This is a genomic window from Rossellomorea yichunensis (genome assembly GCF_032337515.1).
GTDB lineage: Bacteria > Bacillota > Bacilli > Bacillales > Bacillaceae_B > Rossellomorea > Rossellomorea yichunensis.
This window is the reverse complement of record NZ_JAVYAD010000007.1, coordinates 274,762-291,293: the sequence shown is the minus strand read 5'-3', so window position 1 is coordinate 291,293 and position 16,532 is coordinate 274,762. Positions and strand designations below refer to the sequence as shown.

General features: G+C 44.3%; 15 protein-coding genes. 12 read left to right on the top strand and 3 right to left on the bottom strand.

The features are described from left to right. The first annotated feature begins 63 nt into the window (after nucleotides 1-63). The 7 genes from RSX31_RS19645 (at nucleotide 64) to abc-f (ending at nucleotide 6,422) form a co-directional block, all read left to right on the top strand. Nucleotides 64-501, top strand: a complete 438-nt coding sequence (locus RSX31_RS19645; protein WP_315635835.1) for an NUDIX hydrolase — start codon at nucleotides 64-66, stop codon at nucleotides 499-501. Nucleotides 502-584: 83 nt separating this feature from the next. After that, the gene (locus RSX31_RS19640; RefSeq protein ID WP_148968197.1) at nucleotides 585-767 is read left to right on the top strand and encodes a hypothetical protein; all 183 of its coding nucleotides are present in this window, start codon (nucleotides 585-587) and stop codon (nucleotides 765-767) included. A gap of 237 nt (nucleotides 768-1,004) precedes the next feature. After that, complete coding sequence (locus RSX31_RS19635) at nucleotides 1,005-1,268, top strand: hypothetical protein (RefSeq protein ID WP_315635745.1); 264 nt, start codon at nucleotides 1,005-1,007, stop codon at nucleotides 1,266-1,268. Between the two features lie 294 nt (nucleotides 1,269-1,562). Continuing rightward, entirely contained in the window at nucleotides 1,563-2,342 is a 780-nt protein-coding gene (locus RSX31_RS19630; RefSeq protein WP_315635744.1) for an SDR family oxidoreductase, read from the top strand. A 128-nt stretch (nucleotides 2,343-2,470) separates the two neighbouring features. Further along, entirely contained in the window at nucleotides 2,471-3,040 is a 570-nt protein-coding gene (locus RSX31_RS19625; RefSeq protein ID WP_315635743.1) for a TetR/AcrR family transcriptional regulator, read from the top strand. A 49-nt stretch (nucleotides 3,041-3,089) separates the two neighbouring features. Continuing rightward, nucleotides 3,090-4,022: an SDR family NAD(P)-dependent oxidoreductase gene (locus tag RSX31_RS19620; protein ID WP_315635742.1), complete on the top strand. Its 933-nt coding sequence runs from the start codon at nucleotides 3,090-3,092 to the stop codon at nucleotides 4,020-4,022. 474 nt (nucleotides 4,023-4,496) lie between these two features. Continuing rightward, the gene (gene abc-f / locus RSX31_RS19615) at nucleotides 4,497-6,422 is read left to right on the top strand and encodes a ribosomal protection-like ABC-F family protein (protein ID WP_315635741.1); all 1,926 of its coding nucleotides are present in this window, start codon (nucleotides 4,497-4,499) and stop codon (nucleotides 6,420-6,422) included. 61 nt (nucleotides 6,423-6,483) lie between these two features. Here the strand turns inward: abc-f and RSX31_RS19610 are convergent, their stop codons facing one another. Continuing rightward, nucleotides 6,484-7,404 (bottom strand): helix-turn-helix domain-containing protein, encoded by a 921-nt coding sequence (locus tag RSX31_RS19610; RefSeq protein WP_315635834.1) that lies wholly within the window; start codon nucleotides 7,402-7,404, stop codon nucleotides 6,484-6,486. A 179-nt stretch (nucleotides 7,405-7,583) separates the two neighbouring features. Beyond that, a complete protein-coding gene (locus RSX31_RS19605; RefSeq protein ID WP_148967915.1) occupies nucleotides 7,584-8,423 on the bottom strand; it encodes a LysR family transcriptional regulator in 840 nt (279 codons plus the stop codon). A 103-nt stretch (nucleotides 8,424-8,526) separates the two neighbouring features. On the opposite strand from RSX31_RS19605, the gene RSX31_RS19600 reads away from it, so the two are divergent. The 5 genes from RSX31_RS19600 to RSX31_RS19580 all read left to right on the top strand — a co-directional run bounded on the left by RSX31_RS19600 (nucleotide 8,527) and on the right by RSX31_RS19580 (nucleotide 14,528). Next, nucleotides 8,527-9,375, top strand: a complete 849-nt coding sequence (locus RSX31_RS19600; RefSeq protein ID WP_315635740.1) for a sulfite exporter TauE/SafE family protein — start codon at nucleotides 8,527-8,529, stop codon at nucleotides 9,373-9,375. A gap of 512 nt (nucleotides 9,376-9,887) precedes the next feature. Further along, entirely contained in the window at nucleotides 9,888-11,177 is a 1,290-nt protein-coding gene (locus tag RSX31_RS19595; protein ID WP_315635739.1) for a Zn-dependent hydrolase, read from the top strand. 53 nt (nucleotides 11,178-11,230) lie between these two features. Then, nucleotides 11,231-12,841, top strand: coding sequence for an amidohydrolase (locus RSX31_RS19590; RefSeq protein ID WP_315635738.1), 1,611 nt, complete (start codon nucleotides 11,231-11,233; stop codon nucleotides 12,839-12,841). After that, the gene (locus tag RSX31_RS19585; RefSeq protein ID WP_315635737.1) at nucleotides 12,838-13,059 is read left to right on the top strand and encodes a DUF3311 domain-containing protein; all 222 of its coding nucleotides are present in this window, start codon (nucleotides 12,838-12,840) and stop codon (nucleotides 13,057-13,059) included. The genes RSX31_RS19590 and RSX31_RS19585 overlap by 4 nt, the downstream gene beginning before the upstream one ends. Continuing rightward, the gene (locus RSX31_RS19580; RefSeq protein ID WP_148994501.1) at nucleotides 13,059-14,528 is read left to right on the top strand and encodes a sodium:solute symporter family protein; all 1,470 of its coding nucleotides are present in this window, start codon (nucleotides 13,059-13,061) and stop codon (nucleotides 14,526-14,528) included. The genes RSX31_RS19585 and RSX31_RS19580 overlap by 1 nt, the downstream gene beginning before the upstream one ends. Before the next feature lie 170 nt (nucleotides 14,529-14,698). On the opposite strand, the gene nagZ is transcribed toward RSX31_RS19580, so the two are convergent. Continuing rightward, complete coding sequence (nagZ, locus tag RSX31_RS19575; protein ID WP_315635736.1) at nucleotides 14,699-16,378, bottom strand: beta-N-acetylhexosaminidase; 1,680 nt, start codon at nucleotides 16,376-16,378, stop codon at nucleotides 14,699-14,701. Nucleotides 16,379-16,532: the final 154 nt, after the last annotated feature.

The following is a 16,532-nucleotide window of genomic DNA, read 5'->3' as shown; positions in this document are numbered from 1 at the left end:
TGAGTTCCTTATTATTTTTTGAAATAATTGGTAGTGGTAAGGAAGAGGAGGAGAAGTTTTTTAATTCCAAATGATCTTCGTACACAAACGATTTACTCACCACCCAAACATATCATCTCAGCAGCAACGATCGTACAGAATGAAAAAGGAGAAATCCTGTTAATCAAAGGTCCCAGAATAGGATGGGAAATGCCGGGGGGACAAGTGGAAGAAGGAGAGTCCCTGAAGGAAGCGGCCATCCGGGAAACGAAGGAAGAATCAGGGATAGATATCGAAGTAGTCAAATTTTGCGGGGTGTTTCAGAATGTAAGCCGTTCGATCTGTAACACACTGTTTTTAGCCAGGGCGATAGGAGGGATGCCAACCACTTCCTCGGAAAGTCTGGAAGTCGGGTTCTTTCCGGTTGAGGAAGCTTTGGATATGGTCAATTGGAAGAACTTCAGGGAAAGAATCGAATACTGTTTGGATGAAACGAAACACCCGTTTTATATCGATTTTTGATACGGGGATGTACCATTAATTTGATATTGAAATAAAGGATAAATTCAATGTGCCTTCATACTCTGTATAAGGGGTGATGAATGATGTGGTGGTTTGTGATCCTGATAGCGGGAACTTTACTATTTGCTTTACTCATCGATATCAGGCGAAAGAGAAGGGGAAACGACCGGCATGTACAGGGGATTCACCCTTCTGCTAAACCTGGTGAAGATCGGAATTACACCATGGGAGGTGGCCGTGACTCCGGTGGCGGCTCGGGGCATTGATCTGAAGGCTCAGAAAATCTTTTCTGGGCTTTTTTCTTCTGTCAGTTTGCGAGATTAATGATTATGAAGGAGATTCACCAACAGAAACGCTATGAAAGAACCATCTGCAGGAGAAAAACGCATTCTATTACATTTATTCTGTACACCCCTTAAACAGTGTAAAGGAGATGGATTTAAGTTGGTGAAAGCTTGGTGTGTAGTGTCAGATTCTATAAATATGTGGAAGGAAGTTGATCATTGTCTTCTAATGGGAAAGATCTCGAGTTGGTAGGTTATGAAGATATCACAGAATTATCAAGGAGCTGCAGGTACTCTAACTGTGCGCATATTGATGAAGCGGACTGTGCGGTCAAGAAAGCCATTGGGGATGGTATTCTTTCTGAGGAACGATTTCATTCCTTTTATCGAGATAAAAAGGAAGCTGAGTATGTCTCTGTGCAGAAGAATAAGACCAAGGCGATTGATTATGTGAAACAAAGGAAGCTTTTTCGAAAACCATAGATTGTCTATTGAAAAAAATTCCATTATACTTCTTAGTGAGAGATGTAGACGAAAGGGGACTTCAATCAGACATGTGGACAATCTTGTAATGATGAACGAGATCAATAGACTATGAACCTATCATTCTGACGGGAGAAGTGTGTCTATTTGGCCATCATATACAAGGAGCACCTGGTGTGATTGAATACCCGACACCCTGAGTGGATACTTGTGTATCCGCTTTTTTGTGTGCAGGGATATATACATCTCTTAGTGACATCTATTAGCTTCCTGTAAAAATTGGAGGAATATGAAATGACCAATCTAAAAGATAAAGTGGCAATCGTGACAGGAGCAAGCCGTTCAAAAGGAATAGGAGCAGCGATTTGCCGTTCGCTTGCTGGTGCCGGGGCAGATATCTTTTTTACCCATTGGACCGCGTTTGATGAGGCGAGTGGAAATGGAGTAGAGAATGAGTTTCCGGAAACCTTTTGTGAAGAATTAAAACAAATGGGCGTACGTGCTTTTCATATAGAGGTTGACCTGAGCGAAGAGGGATCGCCTCGTCGAATAATGGATCGGGTAGAGGAAACTCTGGGAACACCAAGCATACTAGTAAACAATGCCACATTCGAGTCACCGGCTAATTTCAGGACTTTGAACAAAGACATTCTGGATAAACATTATCAAGTGAACAATAGCGGTACCCTCATGCTGACGATGGAGTTTGCGAAGAGATATGGAATAGCCTTTCCTGAAAGAAAAGACGGGCGGATCATCAACATGGTGTCAAAGGGTCCGGATCCCAATAACCTGGCCTACATTGCATCAAAAGGCATGTTAATTGCCATCACGGAGCCATTATCCGTCGGCCTCGCACCAATTGGCATCACCGTCAATTCGATTGATCCGGGTCCGACCGATTCAGGGTGGATCAATGAAGAGTTAAGGGATCACTTGCTTCCGATGTTTCCAATGGGTCGTCTGGGTCAACCCGAGGATGCAGCAAAGTTGATCCGATTTTTAGCCAGTTATGACTCCGGATGGATTACCGGGCAGCTGATCAAATCAGAGGGTGGTTTTTTGGGTAAGTAAATAAGAGGGACGGACCTCCGGCTTAGCGGAGGTCCGTCCCTCTTATTGGTAAAAAATCCCTTGACATTAACATCATATATGAAGTATTATTTAATTAAACACTGGTCAATAAAAAGGATGAGAATTGTATGTCACCGAGAAAAGCAGTAGCACAGGAGCTTACGAAGGAAATGGTGATGGCAGCGGCACGTGAGCTTTTTCGGAAGAAGGGCTATCAGCAGGTGTCCATGAGACAGATTGCGTCTGAGCTTGGTTATAGTCACGGCTCCATCTACTACCATTTCAAAAATAAAGCAGAATTGTTCTATGCCATGATTGAAACCGATTTTAAGCTGTTGGATCAGTGGCTGGATGATGTGATGGATCAGGATATGGATAACGAAGGGAAATTGAGGGGGATTCTTCTCGCCTTCATTCGATTCGGCCTGAGTCATAAAAGCCAGTATGAAATGATGTTTCTGCTTGCTGATGAGGAAGTCAAAAGCTACGTGAACAAAGGACCGAACGAATCCTATGAAAAATTCGCGCAAGCCCTTATCCAGCTAAGCGACCATGAGATCACCATCCAGCAGATATGGTCGATATTCCTGGCACTACACGGGTTTGTCAGTCATTATTGCCGTTGTGATGAAACCTACGCGGAAGTGGAGAATCTTGCACAATCGCACGTAAATTTTATCCTGAAATCAATAGGATAAAATTTTTTTGGATATATTTGACCAGTGGTTAATTAAAGGGGGACTTTTAATGAAAAAGGCAATGGTGGTAGGTGCTTCTGGAGGAATGGGGTATGCCCTTGTCATGGAATTGATCAGCAGGGGTGTCGAGGTCGTTGCATTTGCAAGAGGAAAAGAGAAGTTGACCAGATTATTCGGAAGTATAGAGTGTGTCACCATAAAGCCTGGGGACGCAGAAAATAAAGACCAGCTTAATCATGCCGCAAAGGGCAGTGACATCATCTTTCATGCCATGAACCTTCCTTATGAAGAGTGGAAACATAAGTTAAGTCCGATTACAGGGAACATCATCCTTGCAGCGGAACAAAACAACGCCAGGTTGGCCGTTGTAGACAATATCTATGCCTACGGGCGAAGCGGGGGTGAAAAGCTGACAGAAGAAAGAGAAAAACACCCTCTTACACGTAAAGGAAAACTGCGCTTACAAATGGAACAGATGATCAAGCAATCTTCTGTTCCGGCACTTATCTGCCATTTCCCCGACTTTTATGGACCGAACGCGACCAACACTTATATTCACTTTACACTAGAGCAATTGTTGACAAAGAAGAAAGCAGGGTTCGTAGGTCCCCGGAATGTCGCCCGGGAATTCATATATACCAAGGATGGGGCTAAAGCGATGGTGGAGCTTGCGTGCCATGAGGAAGCATTCGGGCATAATTGGAATATACCCGGGGTAGCACCGATAACAGGAAACGAGGTAGAGCAGATTCTAAAAAGGCAGCTTGGGAGAGATAAGGGGCTTTATTATATCTCGAAATCGATGTTTGCTGTGTACGCTCTATTCGCAGGTAAGGGAATGCGTGAGGCGTTGGAGATGCAGTATATTAACTCGGAACCTACCATTCTATCTGGAGAAAAGGTGGATGGATTGTTGGGCAACCGGCAGCACACATCTTATGAACTGGGAATTGCAGAAACCATAGCATATATGAGAAAGTAATCAGGCACCGGACGGACCCCAGCCTGCCTATTTACAAATTTACCAAAAAGTGCAATAATTAAGAAAATGTCGGAGGAGGGAAAGTAAGTTTATGGAACCAACTAATTGCTAATTAATTTATTTTTTAAATTAATACGGATTTTTGTATTGAGTGTGAACAGGTCTACGAAAGATAGGCTTATTTGTTATGCTCTTTATGGAATCAGGGCAATTAGAAGGAAACTTACTTTACTGATATCAGGATGATCATGTTTCGTGAAGCATTTAGCTTAGGCTTGCTGTGCCAGGCGTTTTTTTGCATATGCCTGATTGGGCAGCTTTATGAACATGATGATACATGGATGCTACAGGACTGTAAGAAGAAACCCTCTTCTTACGGTCTTTTTTATTATACAAATGAATAGAAGTGAAGGTCTTTCTTAACGCCATCCATAAAAAGTGTAACGTCAAATATGGATGAGAGAAGGAACGTGTATGTTGGAACTAAAATTAAATGGGATTAGAAAATATATGGAAGCGACGCTGGTGGTGAAGGATGTAACGTTGGAAGTGTATGAAGGGGATAAGGTCGGAATCGTTGGGGCAAATGGAAGCGGTAAGAGCACAATCTTGAAGTTGATTGCAGGAATCGAGCCGATGAATTACTATCCTGGTTATCCCCAGACATCGAGTCATGGATATGACGAAGGTCTCATTCATATATCGAGGGGAGCGACAACAGCGTATCTGGAACAGTCTCCTTTGTACCCAAAAGGTGTGAAAGTCAGTGATGTTCTGAATCTGGCCTTTGAAGAGATTGACAGAGTGGAGAAACAGATGCGTGAACTGGAAGAGCAGTTGACCTTTTTACAGGAGGATGAGCTCCAGCGGGCACTTACTAAATACAGTGATCTCACTCAGCTGTTTGAAGTAAAGGGAGGGTATGAACGAGAGGAAAAAATGAGCAGGGTTTGCACAGGGCTGCAGCTGACGGAGAGCTTCTTGGAAAGGGAATTCGACTTATTGAGCGGAGGGGAGAAGACAACGGTCATCCTCGGAAAGCTCCTGATTCACGAGCCGGATATCCTGCTTCTTGATGAGCCGACCAATCATCTTGATATGGAATCGATTGAATGGCTGGAGGGGTATCTGAAAAGCTACAAAGGAATGGTTATCATTGTATCCCATGACCGCTATTTTCTGGATAACGTCGTGACAAAGATCATGGAAATCGAGGATATGAGTTCGATTAGCTACAAGGGAAACTACTCGGCTTTTATCAGCCAGAAAGAAGAAAATATGCGCATTCAATACGAGCATTTCAGGGAACAGCAAAAGAAGATCCACCGCATGGAAAAGACCGTATTGAGTCTGCGTGACTGGGCGATGAGGGCTGATAATACCAAGTTCTTTAAAAGAGCCGCAAGCGTTCAAAAGAAGCTGGATAAGATGGATCGCATCGATAAGCCAGTGTTTGATCGAAGGAATATGAGGCTGGATGTGCGAGCTGCAGAGAGATCCGGTAATGAAACCATTAAGGCGGTGGGGCTTTCTAAACGCTATGAGAATAAAAAGATTTTTAACAACACAGACGTCATGATTCGTTTTGGAGAAAGGGTAGGCTTGCTGGGTCCGAATGGAAGCGGGAAAACCACTTTCTTAAAAATGCTTATGGGAGAAGAGCGTCCGGATGAAGGGGTGTTAGAATTTGGTGCCAATGTAAAGGCAGCCTATTTGCCACAAAATTTTGCCTTTAATAATGAGGAAGTCACCGTGCTGGACTGTTTCCGGGAGGATCTTTCCATACATGAAGGAAAAGCTCGGGAATACCTGGCGAAGTTCATGTTCTACAAAGGCACCGTCTTCAAGAAAGTGAAGCATCTGTCAGGTGGGGAAAGAATCAGGTTGAAGCTTGCCATGCTGTTATTTCAGGATACCAATTTACTGATACTCGATGAGCCGACGAATCATCTGGATATTGATTCAATCGAAACCCTTGAGGAAGCCCTAGAAGACTTTGGGGGTACGATTTTCTTCATTTCCCACGATCGCTATTTTATCAACCGGATGGCGGAGAGAATCATTGCTGTAGAGGATTATTCTTTGAGAAGCTATCATGGGAATTACGATGAGTATAAGAGTGAAATAGAAAGGATACGGAGCCTGAAGGAGAGGAAAGGGTCTGTGGATGAAAAGAGCAAGAATCCATTGCGAAAATCTGAAGTTATTAATGAGGAAATGATACTGGCCAAAGTGTTGAAGAAAATCGGGAGTCTAGAAAACGAGTTAAGAGAAATTGATCTAGCCATGGAGACAGGTCATATTGAATACGATGAACTGAATAACCTGTATAGCAGGAAGCTTGATGTCGTGAAAGAACTGGATGCTGAGATGGAACTGTGGCTTCGTTATAGTGAGTGATAGTTTAGAGGGACGGACCTTTGCTTCGTGTGGAAGCTGAGGTCCGTCCCTCTTTTCGAAATTATTTGGGGATTTTATCTTGAATGAATTTCTGGTCAATATAGGGCATGATCGGAATGATTTCACTTATTCCCTTTTCCGATATGGCGTCTAAGGCAAGTTCATTCAGGTCCTCTTTCTTCAGGAATGGGGCGATTGCGACAATGGATTTAAGTCCGTTATGCTTATACCCTTCTTTCACACAATGAATGAGCATTTCCTCACTGATAAAGGGTGCCATGGAGGACAAAGCTTCCATCCCCCTCGACTCAAATTCCCTGGCTGCGCAATCATCTATGACTTCTTTGCTGATAAAGGGTGCCATGGAGGTTAAACCTTTCAGGCCATTTGATTCAAGTTCCAATTTGGCACATGAATCTATGATATCCTGACTGATGAAAGGTGCCAAGGGAGTCAAGGCTCCCAACCCATAGGACTTACATTCCCTCTTTGCACATTCGTCAATGATATCCTGGCTGATGTACGTTGCTATTGACGATAGTCCCTCGAGACGCCTTGATTCAAATTCCTTTTTAGCCAATGCATCAATCGAATCTTGATTAATATAAGGTGCTATTAAAAAGAGTTCCTCTGGAGATAATTCACCCTGCACGTTTTGATAGACCATGTCTGCCTGGTCTAATGTAAGAATGGGGGCCGCGTTTATAAATTCTTCCTTTTGGATGGGCCTGGAATCAGCCAGTGTCTCGTTCTCAACCAGTTCTTTGACTAATTGTGTGCCTTTAGTATTCGTTAAAATATCGTCTATGCTGACTTGAAATATCTTTGCAAGTTCAGGTAGTTTAGAGATATCGGGCATTGTCTGCCCCCGCTCCCAGTTACTTATCGCTTGGAAACTGGTCCCTAACAGATCTGCAAGCGCCATCTGTGTAATGTTTTTTTCCTTCCTTAACTGCGCGATTTGTTTCCCTACTTTTTTCATATCGAACAAAACAATCACCTCATTTAATAGTATAAATTAAGTGTAGCTTTAATTATGGAGAAAACCTATCAAGCATTGCTTGAATTCCCAAAACCAACGGATTCAAGCGTGAGTTGAAAGGGATGTGACAGGTGAAAAAGAGGGACGGACCTTCAGCTTAGCGGAGGTCCGTCCCTCTGTTAAGAAGGACTCTCAATCAACCCGACTAATTCCCTTACGATTGAGCCGGATTTTGTATTTTCGGGATATACGGCATAAAATGGCCGGTAAATCACATAAGGATCAATTGGAACAAGCTTTCCTTGAAAAACTTCATCTTTGACCATTGAGGTTGATAGAAATGCAATCCCCAGTCCCCTTACTGCGAGCTGCTTGATTAAGTAATGACTGCTTGCTTCAAGGATTTCTATGGGCACGATTCGTTCGGATCTCAGAAAATCGTCGGCATATTCCCTTGTTCCAGATCCGATTTCCCTGAGTATGAGGGGAGAAGTGTGCAGTTTCATGCGGATACTAGCGAAGAAACGCAGTTCGTCCCGGCTGATTACTTCCAATTGAAAGGGTTCCAGTCCACGCGTTCCCTCCACAAGGGCGAGATCAAGGTCATGGTGATTCAGTGCCTCTACAATGGTTTCATGATTGTGGATCATCAGCTGAAGGCGGACGTGTGGATAAAGGACCTTTATTTTCTTGACAAAGTCGGGAAGAAGTACGTCACTGACGGTGTGAGTGGCCCCGATACGTAATAGAATTTTCTCAGTCTTTTGTGTGACCTGTTCCATCTCCCTCCACAGTTCCAACATCTTTTTTCCTTGTTCAAACACCTCAAGCCCTGCAGGTGTTAATTGAAAAGACTGATTGGTAGAGGAGCGGTAGATGAGTTCAACTCCTAATGAATGTTCCAATTTCTTGATATGGACACTGACGGTCGGTTGGGACATATTCAGGAATTCACTTGTTTTCGTAAAATGCTGAAGCTGGGCGAGAGTGACAAAAGTTCGAATCCAGTCTAATTGCATACGGTCCCTCCATTACAAAACGTAATAGTCTACATTATTATAATTCATTTCTATTATAGCTTAAGGAAATGTATAATGTTAGACGAAGGAAGTGACCAACAAAATGGAATGGTTTTTATTTATCATAGGTGGTGCAGTCATCGGTATCATTTCCGGTTTCTTTGGTATTGGAGGCGGGATTGTCCTGACGCCAACCTTACTTGTACTTGGCTACGAACCGAGCCAGGCGATCGTTCTATCCTTAATGCTGACATTGGGATCGACTGTGACTGGGACAATGTCACACATTCGGTTAAAAAATGTAAATGGGAAATTAGCGGTTATCCTCGGGATGTTCGGGGTGATAGGGTCAGTCATCACCGTGCCATTTGTAAAATGGCTCGATTTAATCAATGGAGCTTCTCCTGTCATCTCCATTGTCTATATTGGAATACTAAGCTGGTTTTCTTATCAGTTTTTAAGCAAACGACAAAAGGAAGCGAAAGCGAAAGGAGTATCTGCGGCTCCATTGATCGGACTTTTCACTGGTGTCATCTCGTCTCTTATGGGAGTCAGCGGTGGATTTGTCATGACCCCGCTCCTCTCGAAATGGCTGAAGCTTGATCTCAACAAAGCGATCGGAACCAGCATATCGGCAGCATCCATCATCGTGTTATCGGGAATCGGCTCGTACCTGTATGCGGGGGAAGCACTCGATTTTCGTCATGGAATCATGTTGATCATCGGAGCCTTGATCGGAACCCCGATCGGCTCAATTCAGCTGAAACGATTTTCAGGTGTGTCTGTAAAAAAGATGCTGGCTGTTTTGTACATGGTGGTCGCGGTCAGCGTGATTTTCAAGATGTTATCCATTTCCTCTGTCTCACTCGGACTGATCTTGATATCCGTGCTCGTTTTCTTTGGAATACTGATTTATTCACAGCAGCGAACCAAGAGAGCAGTGAATCAGTGATCTGGTTGAAAGCTGAAAGTCGGTTGAGCAAGTGGTTGAAGCATGTTCGTAGGTTTGACGATGAGATGCATATCGAAGTAGAGAGATCATTCGCATAGCGAGTGGCCTCTCTATTTTTTTGTGCGGTTAATGATGTGTTTTGCCATTTATGTAAATTGGCCGGATTATGTTCTCCTTCGCAAGTAATTGACAGCAGGAAAGGGAACTTGTCTTCAAAAGGGTAGCTGTTTTTGTGAAAACCACTGAGTCAATCGCTTCATTTTCAAAAGTCAGGCAGGATTAAGTGGAAATGTACTAGAAACTAGTCTAAATATGGGGATGGAAGTTGAAAGGAGGGTGAGTGTCCGGTATACAGGGAAGAGAGGTTTTTGTTAATTTTTCTGAAATTTCATTCTATTTGACATTCTGTACAAATCGCAAGTTCTTTTATAGACATCGTGTCTAATGATAAACAAGGCTTTTCAAAATAAACTTAAAATAAGTAAATAAAAAATGAAATAAAGGGTGATTCTGTGTCAATTAATCGAGAAAGATTAAAGCGTCATCTAGAGGAGTTAGCAGAAATCGGTAAGATCGGGGAGACAGGCGTTTGCCGTTTGGCCCATTCCAAGGAGGATCGCATGGCGGTGGAAGTGGTGAAAGGCTGGATGGAAGAGGCGGGTTTAATGACAAAGATTGACGGCTTCGGGAATTTGATTGGAAGGATAGAAGGTGCCGACAAGGATAAGCCGATTCTTATGCTTGGCTCACACATTGATTCTCAGCCATATGGAGGGAGATTCGACGGGACAGCCGGGGCATTGGGAGCGGTCGAAGTGGTTCACTCAATGAAGGATAATGGAAACGTCCCGGACCGGACCATTGAAGTGATTTGTTTTTCCGATGAAGAGGGCTGCAGGTTTAACAAAGGAGTATTTGGAGTCCGGGCTATAGCCGGGATGCTGGAGGAAGGTGAACTGGACCGCAAAGACAAGCAGGGCGTTACGAGAAGAGAGGCGTTGAAGGTATTCGGGGTAGAGCCGGATGTAACTGCAAGTCCTGTATACCAAAAAGGTGATATCGCAGCGTTTCTGGAGCTACATATAGAACAGGGGCCGGTCCTTGAGGAAAAGGGAAAACCAGTCGGAATTGTTTCAGGCATCTCCGGACCGATCTGGCTGACGGTTACACTCGAAGGATTCGCAGGTCATGCGGGTTCGGTGCCGATGACGATGAGGCAGGATGCCCTTGTCGGGGCGTCGGAAATCATCCGGAAATTTGATGAACTGGTTAAAAAAGAAGGTACCGAAACAACGGTCGGAACGGTTGGCAGCATGCAGGTGTTCCCGAACTCAAGAAATATCATTGCCGAAAAGGTGGAGTTCACCGTAGACCTTCGAGATATAGACGTAGAAGCGCGCACGAAACTGGAGGGAAAACTCTATCATATCATTGAAGAGACGGCAATCGGTTACAACCTTAAATATGAGATCAAAGAAGATACCCGGAGCGAGCCAAGATATTGTGCAGACTGGATCAAGAACATTATGAGAGAGGAAGATGAAAAGCTTGGACTTGATTCACCGACCTTGATGAGCGGGCCTTTCCATGATGCTTTATTCATGTCTTATATCAGCGATTACGGGATGATCTTCGTCCGCTGCGAAAAAGGTATCAGCCACAATCCCCTGGAGTTTGCGGAAATGGATGATATTGAAAAAGGAGTCGAGCTCCTATATGCAACGGCATTGAGGATTTGTCAAGGAGATGGGGACAGGCACCTTGCCCCAAAAGACGGCTCGGCTGCTGTTCATGAAAAGTAAGAGAATACCGGGACGAGGGACCTGTCCCTCTGTCCCGTTTGGGAGGTGATCGTTTGAGAGCGACGATGCTCTTCATAAACGGAGAAGTGGTCACTGTGAATTCTGAATTTTCCGTGAAAGAAGCGGTTGCCATTCAGGATAATAAAATACTCGCAGTCGGCACGAATGAAGAAATTTTGCGATATGCAGGTGAAGGAACGACGATTGTGAACTTGGAGGGAAGAAGTCTCCTGCCCGGCTTTATTGACGCCCATGCCCACCTCGAACTTTACGGAACCAATAAGCTCGGGGTGAACGGTAAGGAGGCAGGGAGTATAAAAGAACTCCTCGGGAAGTTGAAGGAGAAAGCACGATTGACTCCAAAAGGGGAATGGATACGGGGCTGGGGTTATAACCAAAACACTCTTAAAGAGGGAAGGCACATAACTCGGTGGGATCTAGATCAGGTTTCCACCGAGCACCCGATCATTGTGGTTCGGACATGCGGGCACATATCCTGCGTGAATTCGAAAGCGCTGGAGCTTGCGGGTATTTATCCCGAAACAGAAGACCCGAATGGAGGGAAATACGGCCGTGAAAACGGCGAATTAACCGGACTGCTGTTAGAAGCCGCGCATATGAACATGTTTCTTACAGCCAATTATTCTGAAGAGGAAGTGGAGCAGGGATTGGCCCTCGCTTCCCAGGACTATTTGGAGAAAGGAATTACGAGTGTCCATGATGCCGGGGGATATGGGCCAGAACATATTCGATTCCTTCAAAAAGCAGTAGGAGCAAAGAGAGTAAAGCAGAGGGTCTATGCACTATACGGCTCGCTGCATGATTCTGTAGAAATGGTGGAGAAAGGTCTGGAAAGCGGAATCGGGACAGGCCTTGGGGATGAGTGGATGAAAATCGGGCCTGCCAAAGTGTTTATCGATGGAAGCAGCAGTGGTCCGACAGCCAAGACGAGGGAGGTCTACACGAGCAATCCGGTTGACTCAGGCATTTTATATTTGAACCAGGAAGAAATAAATGAGTGCCTCGGAAAAGCGCATGAATCGGGATGGCAAATCACCGCGCATGCCATCGGGGACAAAGCGGTTGAAATGATGATCGGAGCCATTCGCCATGCTCTTGAACGACATTCCCGTGAAAATCATCGTCACCGCATTGAACATTCCGGCATGACCCCGCCGGACCTCATTCAACAGATAAAAGAGTTGGAGATTGTTCCGATACCAAATCCAGCCTTCATCTATGAATTCGGGGACGGATACTTGAAGGATTATGGAGAACGGGTCGACGTCATGTTCCCCTTAACGAGCTTTTCAGAAGCACAGATTCCTTTTGCCATCGGCTCTGACAGTCCCATCACCATCGTGGATCCGCTCCACGGGATATACTCAGCTGTCACTCGCATGAGTAAATCCGGTGAAGTGATAGGTGCCCGGCAACGAGTCACAATAGAGGAAGCAATTAAGGCCTATACTTGGAACGGTGCATATGCGAGTTTTGAAGAAACCATTAAAGGCAGCATTGAAGCTGGGAAGCTTGCCGATCTGGTTGTGTTGAATGAATCGATTTTACACTGTGAACCTGAAAGAATACGAGAGTTAAAAGTAGAGTTAACGATCCTTGATGGAAAAGTGGTATATGCAGCAAAAAAGGAGGGTGTCATATGAGTAAAAGCAAGTTTACGAAAATCTATTGCCTGTCTCTGATTTTACCGTTTCTTCTATTGATTTTCCCTTTGTTTTCAATTGGAAACAGGGCAACTCCGATCATCATGGGGATGCCGTTCTCGGTATTCTGGGTGATTTTATGGATTATCATTACCTTTTTAATCGTTCTTATACTCTATCGAATAGATCCAGACAAAGATGAAGAGGAGGTCCATTAATGGCAGATTGGCAGATTGCAATGATCATGATGATCGGCTACCTTGTGATTGCACTTGTAGTTGGTGTGATGGCAGGAAGAGGTCATGATAAACATTCATTAGATGAGTTTACCGTTGCTGGCGGGGGTCTCGGTCTGGTTGTAATGTGGTTCCTGATGGGAGGGGCTGTGTTCAGTGCCTTTTCATTTCTTGGCGCACCGGGGTGGGCTTATTCCAAAGGAGCACCCGCACTTTATATTTTAACTTATACCGCTTTTGCGATCCTCCCATGGTACATCATCGGTCCGAAAATCGGGAAAATCGGCCGTAAATTCAATATTTACACGGTTTCCGGCTTTATGAAAAAACGGTACGGAGGAAAGACGCTGCCCATCTTAATCGGGGTGATTGCGTTACTCGCTTCGATTCAATACCTTGCCACGCAGATGAAAGGGATGGCCTACATCTTCAATATCATGACTGAAGGACGTATTCCTCTTTGGCTCGGAGCCCTGCTCGCGTATGGAATCGTAGTCATCTATGTTGCAACAGGTGGATTGAGGGCAGCGGCATGGTCTGACGTGTTCCAGGGGATCTTAATGATCGTCATCTCCTGGGTAGTCGGCCTTGCGATTGTAAATAAGCTCCACGACAGCGTGGGTGGGATGTTTACCAACCTCGTTCAGGACAATCCTGCCTTTTTTGAAATCGGGAATGAAGGGTCTGCCATGTCAGGGACAGCGTATACGACCACGATTCTCGTCTCTCTCATAGGGTTCTTAATGTGGCCACACCTATTTTCAAAGTCATATGCATCCAATGCACGAACGATTAAGAAAACCGTATTGGTGTATCCGATCTTTGCCCTGTTCCTTATCCCGCTATTATTTGTTGGCTTTTCTGCAGTGAATGTAGTCAATCCAGCTGACATTGGAGCACCGGATGAAATCCTTCCTTACCTGATAACCACCGTCCTTAGCCTTCCCGGCTGGGTTTACGGACTTGTAGGCGCAGGAGCGTTAGCGGCTGCCATGTCTACGGCAGATGCCATCACCCATAGTGCCTCGCTGGAATTTACGGACGGGGTCATTAAGAATGTAAAACCGGACATTTCTGATAAAACCACATTGCTACTGATGAGAATCGGTGTGTTTGTGGTCGGGGGACTTGCTTACTTTATCACAGTATTCGGGGGGCAGGGACTCATCGCCTTATTGCTCGGAGCCTATGGTTCCATCGTTCAATTCGCACCCGGGGTATACGGAGCTCTCTATTCGAAAAGAGTAACCGGACCGGCTGTCATCACTGGACTCGTCGTAGGTACATTCGTCAACTACTATTATCAATTAGTCGCAGAATCTACACCGTTCGACATCCATGCAGGTATTCTTGGATTGATCTGCAACATCGTCATCGTCATCGCGGTCAGTGTTTTCACTCAGCAAAAGAGTATCAGGATTGCTGAGGAGTATCGCAATATAGGATCCTAGTGGTACAGGCACCTAGTTCTTCTGGGAAAGATGACGTGCCTATTCTTTCCAAAGAGGGATACAACACAAAATCTTGAAAAAGAAAAGCCAAGGATGCTATTGGGTCAGCATTCTTGGCTTTTTGACTTTGATCATTTTTCAAATTATGCCTTATTAGACAACCTCTTCTTTTATTGCTCGATTTTATTTTTAATGGACTTAATCGAATGATTTAGCTTCGTTAAGTCAACCTCTCCCGTTTGGATATCCTCCAGCTTATATGCTCTTTTCAATTCAATGATTCGGTTAACGCTGGCGTCAATTCGACCTTCGGATATTTCCCCGTTTTGGACTGCCTTTTTAAGTGCTTCAATTGCAGAGAGTGCTTTATTAAAGTCATGGGCGATTAGGATCAGGTCGCTGCCCGCTTTTACGGCTTGAACGGTCGCTTGGCCCATCCCGTAGTTGTTCGTAATGGCTTTCATGGTCATATCATCAGTGATCACGGTACCGTTGTAGTTCATCTTTTTGCGTAAGAGGTCTGTGATGATGCTCTTGGATAAAGACGATGGATAGGTGTCATCGATCTTGGGGAGCAGGATATGAGCAACCATGACGAGATCAGCTCCACTGTTGATGGCTTCCCTGAATGGAATCAGTTCCAGGGATTCGAGTTCTTGAATGCTTTTGTTGACAACAGGAAGCTCCAGGTGTGAATCTACGGAAGTATCCCCGTGGCCAGGGAAGTGCTTGATGGTCGAAAGGATTCCCTCGGATTGAATACCTTTCATTGTTTGGATCCCTAATTCGCTGACGACATCAGGGTTATCACCAAAGGATCGATTGCCGATCACCGGGTTATCCGGGTTACTGTTAACATCAAGAACGGGAGCAAAGTTCAGGTTGAACCCATACTCTTTTAATTCCTTTCCGAGTATCGTCCCCACTTCAAATGAAATATTCGGATCGTTTAAGGCTCCTATCTTTTTATTTGTAGGAAGGTTCACAAGCCCTCCTGGCAATCTTGTGACCTTACCGCCTTCCTGGTCGACACTTAAGAGGAGTGGTAATGGATTATTGACGTTGTCTGCTTTCATTTTATTAAGGAATTGGACCGTTTGACGGGGTCCTGACAAATTATCTGAGAAGAAGATAAATCCCCCTACTTTGTGCTGCTGGATTAGGGTTTTCGTATTTTCACCATCCTGAGTCCCATTCACACCGGCTATGATCATTTGGCCGACCTTTTCCTCCAGGCTCATAGTAGAAAGGATATCTGAATCTCCAGTATCCACTTTCTCTTGAGCGATAACCGAAATGTGATCTACTTTGGGATTCTTATTTTCAATCGATGGTTTCGGCAATATCCATTTTAATTGGTAAAAGGAATTCACATCATAGATGAAAATGATCTGATCATGTGAAGCATCCTGGTAATATTTCGTCGCATTGGGATTGCCACTGACTTCTTTAATGTCATTGAGTCGAATCTGCTGCAGGACAGGGTCAAAGGAACGTACATCAAAAATTACGTTATCTTTCGATCCGACTGTCGTAGAATGATTGGAGAAATCTTGGTAAATCCCGGCTTCTGTTTGAACGGAATTGTCTGGTTTCCCCCATTTATCTGTTATTTCATCCATCTGTGTCATCCCTGCTGTGATGGGGATATTCGGCACTTTTCCCTCTTTAGCAGCGGATAGGACTTCTTTTATTGAAGACCCAGATGAAGACTCATCTTCTTCGGTGTGAGCGGAATCTTCTTGGGATGAATGATTCGGATCCATATTTTTTTCGATAAAAAAATAGTTTAGAGTAATCAAAATGAAAGTTAGAGATAAAAGGAGATATATTATTTTTTTATAGGACATAAGATTCTTCCTTCCTTTCTTTATGAAAGGTAACTTAACGGTACCAGTACTAAGGAATGATATTTTTTCCCGTTTTCTTCTCCATCCTGTATCTTGTTCTATTTCTGATAATCATAAACGTATATACATCGTCAATTAATCGGTTGTACAGGCA

Bases quoted from the DNA above. Each gene is read 5' to 3' on its own strand.
- RSX31_RS19640 (WP_148968197.1), top strand. From the start codon at position 585: ATGTGGTGGTTTGTGATCCTGATAGCGGGAACTTTACTATTTGCTTTA.
- nagZ (WP_315635736.1), bottom strand. From the start codon at position 16,378: ATGTCCTATAAAAAAATAATATATCTCCTTTTATCTCTAACTTTCATT.
- RSX31_RS19605 (WP_148967915.1), bottom strand. From the start codon at position 8,423: ATGCAATTAGACTGGATTCGAACTTTTGTCACTCTCGCCCAGCTTCAG.
- RSX31_RS19620 (WP_315635742.1), top strand. From the start codon at position 3,090: ATGAAAAAGGCAATGGTGGTAGGTGCTTCTGGAGGAATGGGGTATGCC.
- RSX31_RS19630 (WP_315635744.1), top strand. From the start codon at position 1,563: ATGACCAATCTAAAAGATAAAGTGGCAATCGTGACAGGAGCAAGCCGT.
- RSX31_RS19610 (WP_315635834.1), bottom strand. From the start codon at position 7,404: ATGAAAAAAGTAGGGAAACAAATCGCGCAGTTAAGGAAGGAAAAAAAC.
- abc-f (WP_315635741.1), top strand. From the start codon at position 4,497: ATGTTGGAACTAAAATTAAATGGGATTAGAAAATATATGGAAGCGACG.
- RSX31_RS19625 (WP_315635743.1), top strand. From the start codon at position 2,471: ATGTCACCGAGAAAAGCAGTAGCACAGGAGCTTACGAAGGAAATGGTG.
- RSX31_RS19585 (WP_315635737.1), top strand. From the start codon at position 12,838: ATGAGTAAAAGCAAGTTTACGAAAATCTATTGCCTGTCTCTGATTTTA.
- RSX31_RS19600 (WP_315635740.1), top strand. From the start codon at position 8,527: ATGGAATGGTTTTTATTTATCATAGGTGGTGCAGTCATCGGTATCATT.
- RSX31_RS19580 (WP_148994501.1), top strand. From the start codon at position 13,059: ATGGCAGATTGGCAGATTGCAATGATCATGATGATCGGCTACCTTGTG.